This window comes from Rugosimonospora acidiphila, assembly GCF_039543385.1.
In the GTDB taxonomy this organism is placed as follows: Bacteria; Actinomycetota; Actinomycetes; order Mycobacteriales; family Micromonosporaceae; genus Rugosimonospora; species Rugosimonospora acidiphila.
Window position 1 is genome coordinate 114,767 of record NZ_BAABJQ010000018.1, and the last position, 12,513, is coordinate 127,279.

Sequence of the window (12,513 nt, forward strand, 5' to 3'; positions counted from 1 at the left end):
GCAGGGGCGCCGGCATGACGGCCGACGCCCACCTACTCGCGGAGGCGCAGGCATGACGGCGACGGCCGAGCGGCCATCGGCTCCGGGACCCCCGGCTTGGGGGCCCGGAGCCGGGCTGACCCCGCTCGCCGAGTACATCGCCACGGTGCTGCGCGGGCTGCGCCCGCTGCCGGCCCTCGACCTCGACCTGACCCAGGCGTACGGCAACGTGCTCGCCCAGGACGTGATCACGCCCGGTCCGCTGCCGGCCTTCGACCACGCCGACGTGGACGGGTACGCGGCCCGCTTCGAGGACGTGAGCCACGCCGAGCCGGGGCGCCCGATCCGGCTCAACGTGATCGGCGACCTGGGCGCGTCCAGCTGGCGGCCGGTGCGGCTCACCCCGGGCACCTGTTTCTCCATCGCCGCCGGGGCGCCGCTGCCGGCGACCGCCGACGTGATCGTGCCGACCGCGGAGACCGACCAGGGCATCGCCTCGGTCGAGATCTTCACCGCGCCTAAGCGAGGGTCCGGCATCCGCCGCACCGGCGATGAGGTCCCCGCCGGTACGGTGCTGGCCGAGTCCGGCGCGTTCGTCACGCCGGCACTGGTCGCCGTGCTGGCCGCCACCGGGATCGGGCACATCGTCGTGCGACCCAGCCCCCGGGTGGTGGTCGTGGCCACCGGCGACGAACTGGTGGACGCGGGCCGTACGAGCCAGCCGGGCCAGCTGGTCGACGTCAACTCGCACGCGCTCACCGCAGCGGCCGCCGAGGCCGGCGCCCACGCGTACCGGGTGGGGATCTGCGACGACGATCCCGAGGGGCTGCGCGGGTTGCTGGAGGACCAGGCCCTGCGGTCCGATCTGATCATCACCACCGGAGGTACGGGCACCGGCCCGGGGGACATGGTGCGCCGGATCCTGTCCAAGGGCTCGGTTACCTTCACCGCCGTGTCCGTCTATCCAGGATCGTCATTAGGCTTCGGTACCGTGGGGAACGAGGAAGTACCGATCATCTGTCTACCCGGCGATCCGGGCTCCGCCCTGGTCGGTTTCGAGGTGCTGGCCAGGCCGGTCATCCAGGTGCTGGCCGGTGCGGAGCCGGTGTTCCGGCCCAGCGTCCGGGCGCACCTGCTGGAGACCGTGCACTCTCCGCTGGGGCTGCGCGAATTCCGCCCGGCGCAGGTCGCCGAGCGCCGTGGCGGCGGATACACGGTCCAGCCGCTGGCCGGCGGACCGTACACGCTCTCCGGAATGGTCGAGGCCAACGGAATGATGGTGCTCGGCGAGCGGGTGACCAACGCCCCGGCCGGGTCCACCGTCGACGTGCTCCTGCTGGACCGGCGGCGATGATGGTGCTGCCTCCCGGCTGGCCGGTGACCCTGACCGACGGGCCCGTCGTCCTGCGCCCGTACCATCGCCGCGACGCCAAGGCCTGGTCCGAGGTGCGCCGGGCCAACGAGCAGTGGCTGGCCAAGTGGGAGCCCACGCCGCCCGGCCCGTGGTACGAGCTGAACTCGACGTCCTCGTTCCGCTATGTGCTGCGCGAGCTGCGCCGCTCGGCCCGGGTGGGCGAGGCCATGCCGTTCGCGGTCTGCTACGACGGGCAGCTGGTCGGCCAGCTGTCGATCGGGAACATCGTGCGCCGCGCCTTCTGCTCCGGCTTCGCCGGCTACTGGGTCGACTCACGGATGGCCGGGCGGGGGATCATTCCGACCGCGCTGGCGCTCGCCGTGGATCACGCCTTCTCGGCCGGCGGTCTACACCGCATCGAGGTCAATATCCGGCCCGAGAACGGGCCGTCCCGCCGGGTGGTGGAGAAGCTGGCCTTCCGCGAAGAGGCGTACCACGCCCGGTACCTGCACATCGATGGCGCCTGGCGCGACCACGTCGGGTACGCGGTGACGTCCGAGGACGTCGCCCTGGAGGGCGGGCTGCTGGCTCGCTGGCACCGGCTGTCGCGTCCCATGGTCTGACCCGTTCGGCGACGGGCCCGACCCGCATCGGCGGTGTGGCGTGCTTGTCTGCTGGCCAGCGGGCCGTAACCTCGAATCACAACGATGTGATTTGTGACGGGAGGGGTGAGGGTGCCGACCTCGGTGCTCCTCGCCGTCCTCGCCGCCGCCGGACTGCTCGCACTCGCGCCGGCACTGGTTCGCCGGTACGACGCGACCGAGCGACTGGTGGCGGAGCGGGCGATGAGCACGGCGCGGGTGATCGAACGCCAGCGTCGTCGGCGCACCGTGCCCGGGCGGCGCCCGGTGAACCCGCCCCGATCCGTCTCCCGGGTCGCCTCGGCGGCCTCGCCGGCTCCCTCGTCGCCCATCGCGACCTCCGGGGCGTCGCCAGCGGCGTCGGCGAGCCCGCCGGCCGGAGCCGCGGGTCCGGCCGCACCGGTCTCGGGCGTGCCGGTGTCCGGAGTCCCGGTGTCGGGCGCTCCGGTGTCCGGCGTGCCGGTCCCGGGCGGCGCGCCGTCGCGGCGCGCGGGCCGGTCGGCGGCCCGCCGGCGGCGCCCGCTGCCGGCCCACGCACCGGCCGTCTACCGGCGCCGGCGCGTGCTCGCGGCACTGGTGCTGCTCAACGTCATCGAGCTGTGCGGCGTCGGGCTGGTCGGCCCCGGCTTCTGGATCGGCTCGGCACCCAGCATGATCCTGCTCGCCGCCTACGTGGTGCACCTGCGCAAGCGCGCGGTGGTGGAGCGCGAGCGGCGGCGGCAGGCCGCCCGCAGGGCGGCCTGGATCGCGGCCCGGCAGGCGGAGCTTCGCCGGGAGCAGGCACGCCGGGCGGCGGCCCGGAGGGAGGCGCTACGCCGGGCGGCGGCCGCCCGGGCCGCGGCGCAGCGGGAGTCGCTGCGGCTGTCCCAGCGCTGGGTGGACGGCTCGGCACGCGGGCCGCTGCGGGGGCGGGCGTACGAGGCACGGGCGTCCGGGTACTGATGGACCGGCCCCCGCCCATACTGATTCGCGGGGTCGGCACGGTACCTGTTAATCTAGGCGCCGGTCGCCCGCTTCACGGCGGAGACCGGTAAGGGGCTGTGGCGCAGACCGGTAGCGCACCTCGTTCGCATCGAGGGGGTCAGGGGTTCAAATCCCCTCAGCTCCACCAGTAAGTACGTTGAGCAGCAAGAATGCAGAGCCAAGGTCGCTAGGGCCCAATGTGGGCCCGATCTCAGTTTTGATCTTGGCCTGCTGGCCGGTGTCGAGAGGCCGCATCGAGCGCTGAGCCGATTACGTTGCGGCGTCTCTGCTTCGGAGGAAGGCCGAGATCTCTTCGATGGTCCGGGGCTGGTCGGTGTTCGTCGCGGTCGAGAGGTGCGGCGGGCGGTTCGGGTCCGGCAGGTGCTGTCGGGGTTGCGGATGGCCCGGACTTGGAGGACGGGGCCGTGGCGGGGTAGAACCCGCCGTACACCGGCCTTAGGCCAGCGCGGCGACGACGACCAGGGCTGGTAGGCGCATCGTGCTTACCAGGGGTTGCCGGCGTCGGGGTCGTTCGCGAAGACCTGCTTCTGCAACACGGACGTGGTCTGGGACGTGCCGCAGACGGCGGCGGGCAGCTTGCCGCTGGTCGCGGTCTCCTGGACCCAATCCACGATCTCCTTGCCCGCGATCGTGACGTCCACGACGCCGGCGTACCAATTGTTGAACGTGATCATGTTCGCTGACGTGATGGTCAGCTTCGTGCCCTCCACCCAAGGTGTTTGGCCCGGCGGGGTGGCCAGCCCGGTGGGCGGTTCCATCAGGCCGTTGGTCAGCGCGCACTGGATGATGAGCGCGCTCCCGTCGACCAGTCGCTCGTCAGCATTGGCGGACCCGGTCGGGGACGGGGCCGGGTGCGAGGACGACGAACAGCCCGCGATCAGGCCTGCGATGAGAGCAGCTACGGCAAGCGCGGCCCAAGATCGCGAATTCATGTGGCTCACCCTAGTTCTCGGGACAGCAGTTCGGTAGGTCAGGTCAGCAGCCCGAAGTCGGTGAGGAAACAGGCCACCTCGCCCTCGGCGGTGTAGCCGACCCAGGTGGCGTAGCGGCCGTCACCGTTGCCGGAGCGGAACAGCACCAGGTTGTTGCCGGTCGCCTCGTCCGTGTACGTCACGTACGGCTCGTCGCTGCCGAACGAGGCATCGACGAGAAGATCCTCGCGTGCCTCCTCGTTGCGACCGAGCACGTCGAACACTTCCGGGGAGCCGAACGCGCCGATGCCGCCGTCGACCGGGTACGCGTAGATGTGGCCCTCGGCCAGGTCCGCCTCGTCCTGGCCGTCGCACAGCGCGAGGCGCCAGGCGTTGACCGGCTCGGCTCGCACGACCACCCGGGCGGCGGCCACCGCGTCGTAGGCGGTGTTGCCCTGCGGGTTGCCGGGGTCGGTGTAGTCGGCCATCACCAGCTCGACCGGGTAGTCGCCGGGCGGCACCGCGTGCGTGAAAGCGCAGCGCTGCGCCCCGTCGGGGAAGTTACCCGGCGGCTCGGCGGCCACCAGCCGGCCGGTCGGTAGCCGCAGCCGGTCGCCTCGCAGGATGCGTACGGTCGCCACGCAGCCGGACCGGAAGCCGCTGGCGTCGTGCTCGCGGCCATCGGCGAGAAGTCGGTTGAAGTCGGGCGGCTGCGGGCTCATGCGGTCTCCTGACGAAGCGGGGTGCGCGGCGGCACCCGACCTCCGGTCACGGTACCGCCGGACGTGAAACGCCCGCGCCGACCGCCGGACATGCGCCGGGCCCGGGGTGGGATCCCCGGGCCCGGCCCGTGTGGTGGTTCAGTTCACCATCGGCGGGTCAGCTGACGGTCAGCGCCGTGTCGTCGAGGAGGAACGACGTCTGCAACGAGATGTCCTCGGAGCCGCTGAACGTGAGGGTGACCGTCTGGCCGGCGAAGCTGGACACGTTGAATGACCGCTGGGTGTACCCGCTCGCCGCGTTCAGGTTCGAGTAGGTCGCCAGCGTGGTCGAGCCGAGCCGCACGCTCAGCGTGTCGAACGCCGTCGTCCTGGTCGTCTCGGAGGTGTCGATGTGCAGGTAAAAGCTGAGCGTGTAGCCGTTGCAGCCGGCCGGGATGCTGACCGACTGGCTCACCGTGTCGGTGTGCGTGGTGCCGTAGCCGTCCATCCACGCCTTCCAGGAGCCGGAGTGCGCCGGCTCGGGGGACGAGTTGTCGATCACGCCGGCCGACGCCGACCACGGCGACGCGCTACCGGTCTCGAAGCCGGGGTTGCCGAGCTTCTGGCCGGCGCCGGTGCAGCCACCGCCACCACCGGTCGGGTTGATGGTCCAGGTGAACGAGGCGCTGCCGCTCTGGCCGCCGCTGGTCGCGGTCACCGTCACCGAGTAGGTCCCCGCCGCCGTGGGGGTGCCGCTGATGACGCCGGTGCCGGAGTTCAGCGACAGCCCGGACGGCAGGCCGGACGCGGACCAGGTGTACGAGCCGGTGCCGCCGGACGCGGACAGGGTCAGGCTGGTGGAGGTGCCGACCGTACCGGTGCGGCTACCCGGGTTGGTGACGGTGACGCCACCCGTACCGCCGCCGCCACCGGCGGTGAAGGCCGCCGTGCCGTTGGGGGTACCGAGGCCGGTCGGGCCATCCCAGCCGGTGCCCGCGGTGCACATCGGCGAGCCGCAGGAGCCGTTGCTGCCGCTGGTCACGTCGAACAGGTTGCCGGGGTGCGCGTACGGGTAGGAGGCCGGGGTGTCCGAGGCACCCGGGGTGCCGGCCAGCGCGTACACGGCCGCGATCTGCGGGGCGGACGCGCTGGTGCCGCCGTAGACCTCCCAGCCGCTGCCGCCGTAGGTCTGGTACACCGCGAGGCCGGTGTTCGGGTCGGCTACGGCGGACACGTCCGCCTCGGCGCGCCGCGAGCAGCCGGTGGTGACGGTCTGGAAGGTGGGCTTGGTCTCGAGGGCGGAGCAGCCGGAGCCCGCGCCGTTCCACGCCGTCTCGGTCCAGCCGCGGGAGTTCGACGCGGTACGCAGCGAGGTGCCGCCGACCGCCACGACGTAGCGCGAGGTGGCCGGGTATTCGGCGCCGTTGCCGTCGTCACCGGAGCTCACCGTGATGGCCACGCCGGGGTGGTTGAAGTGCGCGTCGTCAGAGGTCTCGCCGGAGTACTCGTCGCCACCCCAACTGTTGGACACGTACTTGGCGTGCCCCGCCGCGTAGTCCTCGGCCGCGTACAGGTTGGCGTCGGAGGGTGAGTTGGCCTCGACCAGCAGGATGTGGCAGGTCGGGCAGATAGCCGACACCATGTCCAGGTCCAGCGAGATCTCGCCCGCCCAGTCGGTGTTCCCGGCCGGCAGCGGGGAGGTCGCGCCGTTCTGATTCACCTTGGTGAAGCACCCGCTGCCACAGGCCGGCAGGCCGAACTGCGAGCGGTACGCGGCCAGGTCGGACGCGGCGTTCGGGTCGTCGTAGGCGTCGACGATGGCGACCGTGGCGGTGGTCGTGCCGGCGGGCAGCGCGTAGGCGCTCTTCAGCTGGGACGGCCCGTAACCGGCGGGCGTCGCGTTCGGCGCGAGGCTCTGGGCGCTGTGGATGTCGGTACGCCGCAGGGCGAAACAGGACATCTCACCGCGCTTGGCGGTGGCGCAGCTGTGCGTGTAGTTGGTCGCGGTGGTCGCGGCCGACGCGGGCGCCGCGGCCAGCATGCCGGCGGTGAGCACCACCGCCGCGCCGATCGCGACGAGCACCGGGGGTCTTACCCGCATGTTCTCCTCCAAAGCAGGGGGTTACCTGGGTGGCGTGAAGTCCGGACCGGCGTCTGGCCGGACTCCACACTCCATTGATGGGCTTGACTTCGGGAAAGCCACGCACAACCCACACAGCCGGCTCAAATGTTTGCGAACAGGAGCTGATGTCACGTGTGACAAATTGATGCGAATATGTCAAACTGCTGCCACAACGCGGCAGCTGAGAGCCACGTGCTGCCTGCGGAGAGTGGGCGTGAACTCGCCGGCTGGAGCCGCTCGTGGCGCTGAATGCGACGCCGGAAACACCCGCCCGCGGGTCACTGTCGACCGTGGGAGGCGCAATGCCGGGGCAGGAGTGGCAGGATTCCTTCGGCACTCTCCTCGCCCGGCTGCGCAAAGCCGCCCGGCTGACCCAGGAGCAGCTTGCCGACCGGGCGGAGCTGTCGGTGCGGGCGATCAGCAGCCTGGAGTGCGGCAGCCGCCACCCCCGGCGGCTCACCCTCGACCGGCTCGCCGAGGCGCTGGGGCTGACCGGCGCGCAACGTGCCCTCCTGGAGGACGCCGCCAGGTACGGGCGTCGGCGCGCGGTGCCGGTCGGCACCCTGCTGCCGATCGCCGGTCCGGCCGGCCCGCTGATCGGCCGGCGCGCGGAACTGGCCGAGTTGCACGCGCACCTGACCGGCGACGGTCCCGCCGCGCTCGGGTACGACGGCGAGGCTGGCATCGGCAAGTCACGGCTGCTGGCAGAGGCGGTGGCGATCGGTACCCGGGTCGGCATGCCGGTACTGGTCGGGGTCACCCGGCGGGACAGCGGCAGGTACTCGCCACTCGCCGACGCGCTGGCCGACCACGTCCGGCGTACCCCGCCCAGCGTGCTCGCGGCGCAGTTGCGCGGCTGCGCCGGCCTGGAGTTGCTGCTGCCGGAGCTGGCGGACCGGATCCGCCAGGGTGGCGGCGCGGGTCCGGACGCGCGGTCGGGTTCGGGGGCCCGGTCGGGTTCGGGCACGTGGTCGAGTTCGGGCACGCGGTCGGGTTCGGGCCGTGAGCCGGGCCAGCAGGCGCGGCGGCTCATGTTCGAGGCCGTCGGCCGGTTCCTGGACAACATCGCCGGTAGCGGACGCCTGCTGCTCGTACTCGACGACCTGCACTGGGCGGGCCGCGACACCGCCGAGCTGCTCGCCTTCCTGGTGCGCCGGTCGTGGACGTACCTGCGTCTGGTCGCCGCGTGCCGAGCCGGCGACGTGGCGCCGAACGCGCCGCTCGGGCTGCACGCCGCCGATCTGGCCCGGCTGCACCTGGTACGTGGGCGCCGGCTGGCCCCGCTGGCCACGCCGGAGGCCGACGCGCTGATCACCGCCACGGCCGGCGAGGTCGCGCTGCCCGAGGCCACCCGCTCCCGGATCGTGCGGCTGTCCGGCGGGCTGCCGCTGTTCCTGGTCGAGCTGACCCGGGCGGCCCGGGACGCATCGGCGGCGGGGCCCGACGCCGACGGTCGGTCCCCCACCGGCAGGGTCGCTGCCGGCAGGGTCGGCGGCGGTAGGGTCGGCGGCGCGATCGTTCCGTGGCATCTGCGCCTGGCCGTGGTGCACCAGCTGACCGCGCTGCCCGAGCCAGTGGTCCTGCTGCTGCGCCGGATGGCGGTGGCCGGTCCGACGGTGACGGTCGCGCAGCTGGTGGCCGACGAGCGCGAAGCGGAGTCGGTGCTCGACTGGCTGGAAATGGCGCGGCGCTACCGGATCCTCGACGAAAGCCGGTGCGGGTTCAGGTTCCGGTACCCGCTGGTGCGCGAGGTGCTGGCCACCGGGGCCGGGCCCAACCGGCGCCGGCTGTGGCGCTCCGGTGGCGCCGGCGCCCACGCCCCGGCCCCACCGGCCGACGCGCGGCACGCGCCGGTCTATCTTTGAGGCACATGGCTTCGCGCATCGATTTCTTCGACGATCCGGCCGCGCCCACCGCGAACAGCGTGGTCCCCTCGGTCAACGTCGTCGTGGCGAACGGGTCCGGTGAGATTCTGCTGATCCGCCGCACGGACAACGACAATTGGGCGTTGCCCGGCGGCGCGATGGATCTGGGGGAGTCGCTTCCGGCGGCGGCCGTGCGGGAGACCCTGGAGGAGACCGGCATCGACGTCGAGGTGACCGGGCTGGTCGGCATCTACACCGATCCCCGGCACGTCATCCTCTATACCAGCGACGGCGAGGCCCGGCAGGAGTTCTCGGTGGTCTTCACGGCCCGACCGCTGGGCGGGGTCCCGACGCCGAGCGCGGAGTCGCGCGAGGTGCACTGGGTGTCGCCGGAGCGCATCGGCGAGCTTGCCATGCACCGGTCGATGCGGATGCGGATCAACCACTACCTGACCGGCGGCGGAACGCCCCACCTCGGGTAGGGCGGCCGGCATGATCGGCGGCCACGTGGGTAAGCCGGCGCGGTGGCGATAGTGGTGGTGGCGCTGGGCGCGCTGGTGCGATGGGTGTGGCAGCGGCTGGCACAGCACCGTGGGCAAGGCTCGCGACGCTCGATGACGGATTGACGGTGAAGCCGGCGTCCGCCGACGAAGCGCTGCCGGCGCCCCGCTGCCGACCGGCGACGGCGGCCGACCCTCAAAATCTCTGACCGATCGGCCGATCCGGGGGTCTTGTCCCGCGGGTGCCCGGCCATGCAAGATCCTCCCTACCGTTCCGGTGTCAGCATTGATTCACACACCCCGCGCGTCGGCCCGAGTCGTACCTGGCTCGGGCCGACGTGCGTCTGGCGCCCGGGAGGGGTGTGGTCGGCCCGAGTCGTACCTGGCTCGGGCCGACGTGCGTCTGGCGCCCGGGAGGGGTGTGGTCGGCCCGAGCCGCACCTGGCTCGGGCCGAGGCGCGTCCGGGCGTACGGCAGGTCCGGCGCGCGGAGGTTCACGCCTCATGAACACCTACCCGATCGGCCGATGTCCGGGTCTTGTCCACTGATCATCGGGCCATGGAAGATTCTCGAGACCATTCCGGTCGGCAGCTTTCATGGGGGTGAAGATGCGACGGACAGGCACGGTCTCGTTGGCCGTGTTGATGGTGGCCGCGGCGTACGGGCTGGCGGTGCCGGGAGCGGCGTCGGCGGCCGACGCGCCGGCGAACCTGTACGTGGACAACCGGCTCGAATCGAACTGCTCGAACGACGGCACGGGCACCCCGGACCGGCCGTACTGCACGCTGGCCGAGGCCGCCGCCGCGGTACAGCCGGGGCAGACCGTGCTCATCGCCGGCTCGGCGTACTTCGAGCCGCTGGACATCACGAAGTCGGGTACTCCCGGCAACCCGATCACCTTCGCGGCGAACCCGGCCGTGACTGGATCGGACGTCATGCTGATGGGTGACGGCGCCGGGATCACGGTGACCGGTCAGCACGACGTGACGCTCTCGTCGATCGGCGTGTACGGCGACGGGACCACCGGCATCGCCATCTCGAACTCGTCGCACATCACGCTGAAGTCGGTCATTCAGGAGACCGACAACGTCGACGCGGCCGGGGTCCGGCTCGCCGGCGTATCGGACTCGACCCTGACCGGCGTGCGGGTCCAGGACAACGAGAACGGCGGCATCTCACTCGACCACGCCACGACCGGGGTGACCATCTCGTCGAGCCAGATCCTGGGCAACGGTCGCCGGGGCGCCCAGCCCGCCCCCGGGGTGGAGATCTCCGGCACCGGCGACCAACTGCTCGACAGCAGCGTCGAGACCAACGGCCTCGGCGTGCTCATCGACGGCGGCGCCAGCGGCACGGTGGTCGCGAACAACGTCGTGTACGAGAGCATCGCCGCCGGCATCGACAACGTGGACACCGGCGGCACGGCCATCACCAGCAACACCGTCGAGGAGAACTGCACCGGCATCCTGGTGCGCGGCACCTCGGCGGGCGTGTCGGTCGAGAACAACATCTCCACGGAGAACGTGACCTCACCCATCAAATGCACGACGGCCCCCGCCGACGAGGTCGGCATCGGGGTCTACGACGACGCCGAATCCTCGACGACGGTCGACTACAACGTCAGCTTCGGCTTCGGTCCGGGCGCGGGCGCGTACGCCTGGGGGGTGCCGGTCGCCTCCCTGGCCGCATTCCAGGCCGCGTCGGGCCAGGGCGCGCACGACATCAACCGCAATCCGCAGCTGGTCGGGACCACGTTCGTGCCCCTGAACGACAGCACGCCCGAGGTTGACTCGGCGGACGCCAGCGCACCGGGAGAACAGGACGCCGACTGGCACGGGTTCCCGGCGGAGGACGACCCGCGGGTCTCGAACACCGGCCACGGCACGGTGACCTACCGGGACCGGGGCGCGGTGGAGTTGACGGATGGGCCGTCCGCCCTGCTGCGGCTGACGCCGACGGTGCCCACGGCGACGAGCGGCTGGAAGTTCACCGCCGACGCATCGTCCTCTACGCTCTGGGCGCCGGCCTCGACGTACACGTTCGACTTCGGCGACGGCACGGTGGTCACCCAGACGACGCCGGTGGCCACGCACACGTACACGGAGTTGGGTTCGCGCAACGTCACGGTGACGGTCAAGGACGTCACGGGATTGACGTCCACTGCCACCCAGGTGGCCAAGGTGGGTAATACCTTCACCCCGCTCAATCCGGTACGGGTGTTGGACACTCGCGGCAGGATCGGGGTGTCCACGACCACGCCGGTCGCGCCGTTCTCGACGGTGAGCCTTCAGGTCGCCGGCGTGGCCGGGGTACCGGCGTCCGGGGTCTCGGCCGTGGTGCTCAACGTGACGGCGACCCAGCCGACCAAGTCCGGCTTCCTGACCGTGTACCCGGACGGGCAGCCCCGGCCGGGAACGTCCAGTGTGGACTGGGTGCCGGGTGTGTCGGTGCCGAACCTGGTGACCGTGCCGGTGCTCAACGGCAAGGTGGACTTCTACAACGGCAGCGCCGGTACGGTCCACGTGCTGGCCGACCTCGCCGGCTACTTCGGTACCGATGCCATCGGCGGCAGATACTTCCAGGACGGCCCGACCCGGGTGCTGGACACCCGCGCGGCGGTCGGGGTGCCGTCGACCGTCGCGGTCGCGCCGGGCGCCACGGTGAGCCTGAAGCTCGCCGGCACGGCCGGGGTACCCGGGGCGATAGGGGCGGTCACCGACGCGGTGATGAACGTGACGGTGACTTCGACGACGAAGACCGGTTTCCTGACCGTGTACCCGGACGGGCAGGCCCGACCCGGCACCTCGAACCTGGACTGGCAGCCGGGGCAGACGATCGCCAACCTCGTGACGGTGCGGATGCCGACCAGCGGCAGGGTGGACCTCTACAACGGCAGCGGCGGTACCGTCCAGATCCTGGCCGACCTGGCCGGTTACTACCAGCTCGACCTGGGCGGCGACTCCAGTACCGGCGGCCTGTACGAGCCGGCCAAGCAGGTACGGGTGCTGGACACCCGGCTCGCGGGCGGTTCACCGATTCCGCCCGGCGGCTCGCTGGTGCTGTCGCTGGCCGGCTACCCGGTGAACCGCACGGGTACCAACAACGGGGTGCTGCTCAACGTGACGGTCACCAACCCGACGGCGGCCGGTTTCCTGACGGTGTACCCGAGCGGGCAGTCACGGCCGACCACGTCGAGCCTGGACTGGGCCCCCAACCAGACGATCGCCAACCTGGTCAGCGTGCCCATACCGGCCAGCGGCGACCTCGTGCTCTACAACGGCGGCGGGGCAGGCACCGTCGATGTCATCGCCGACCTGGTCGGCAGCTACCAGCACTGATTCACACACCCCGCACGTCGGCCCGAGCCGCACCTGGCTCGGGCCGACGTGCGTCTGGCGCCCGGGAGTGGTCTGGTCGGCCCGAGCCCTATCCGGCTCGGGCCGACGCCTTTTTGTG

9 protein-coding genes and 1 tRNA gene are annotated in these 12,513 nt (G+C 71.8%); 7 read left to right on the plus strand and 3 right to left on the minus strand.

Features of this window, described 5'->3' with window-relative positions:
- Positions 1-52: 52 nt before the first annotated feature.
- From ABEA87_RS26995 to ABEA87_RS27010, 4 genes are all read left to right on the plus strand, one after another.
- Complete coding sequence (locus ABEA87_RS26995) at positions 53-1,333, plus strand: molybdopterin molybdotransferase MoeA (RefSeq protein WP_345634214.1); 1,281 nt, start codon at positions 53-55, stop codon at positions 1,331-1,333.
- The gene (locus ABEA87_RS27000) at positions 1,330-1,956 is read left to right on the plus strand and encodes a GNAT family N-acetyltransferase (protein ID WP_345634216.1); all 627 of its coding nucleotides are present in this window, start codon (positions 1,330-1,332) and stop codon (positions 1,954-1,956) included. Before ABEA87_RS26995 ends, ABEA87_RS27000 begins: the two co-directional genes overlap by 4 nt.
- Before the next feature lie 105 nt (positions 1,957-2,061).
- A complete protein-coding gene (locus tag ABEA87_RS27005; protein ID WP_345634339.1) occupies positions 2,062-2,916 on the plus strand; it encodes a hypothetical protein in 855 nt (284 codons plus the stop codon).
- Positions 2,917-3,008: 92 nt separating this feature from the next.
- Positions 3,009-3,085 (plus strand) — tRNA-Ala (locus ABEA87_RS27010).
- Between the two features lie 355 nt (positions 3,086-3,440).
- Here the strand turns inward: ABEA87_RS27010 and ABEA87_RS27015 are convergent.
- The 3 genes from ABEA87_RS27015 to ABEA87_RS27025 form a co-directional block, all read right to left on the minus strand.
- A complete protein-coding gene (locus tag ABEA87_RS27015) occupies positions 3,441-3,890 on the minus strand; it encodes a hypothetical protein (protein ID WP_345634218.1) in 450 nt (149 codons plus the stop codon).
- Between the two features lie 38 nt (positions 3,891-3,928).
- A complete protein-coding gene (locus ABEA87_RS27020) occupies positions 3,929-4,591 on the minus strand; it encodes a DUF4241 domain-containing protein (RefSeq protein WP_345634220.1) in 663 nt (220 codons plus the stop codon).
- Positions 4,592-4,748: 157 nt separating this feature from the next.
- Entirely contained in the window at positions 4,749-6,671 is a 1,923-nt protein-coding gene (locus ABEA87_RS27025; RefSeq protein WP_345634222.1) for a putative Ig domain-containing protein, read from the minus strand.
- Between the two features lie 323 nt (positions 6,672-6,994).
- Between ABEA87_RS27025 and ABEA87_RS27030 the strand changes: the two genes are divergently transcribed.
- The 3 genes from ABEA87_RS27030 to ABEA87_RS27040 all read left to right on the plus strand — a co-directional run bounded on the left by ABEA87_RS27030 (position 6,995) and on the right by ABEA87_RS27040 (position 12,395).
- Positions 6,995-8,557, plus strand: a complete 1,563-nt coding sequence (locus ABEA87_RS27030; RefSeq protein ID WP_345634224.1) for an AAA family ATPase — start codon at positions 6,995-6,997, stop codon at positions 8,555-8,557.
- Positions 8,558-8,562: 5 nt separating this feature from the next.
- Positions 8,563-9,039, plus strand: a complete 477-nt coding sequence (locus tag ABEA87_RS27035; protein WP_345634226.1) for an NUDIX hydrolase — start codon at positions 8,563-8,565, stop codon at positions 9,037-9,039.
- Positions 9,040-9,665: 626 nt separating this feature from the next.
- Positions 9,666-12,395, plus strand: coding sequence for a right-handed parallel beta-helix repeat-containing protein (locus tag ABEA87_RS27040; protein ID WP_345634228.1), 2,730 nt, complete (start codon positions 9,666-9,668; stop codon positions 12,393-12,395).
- Positions 12,396-12,513: the final 118 nt, after the last annotated feature.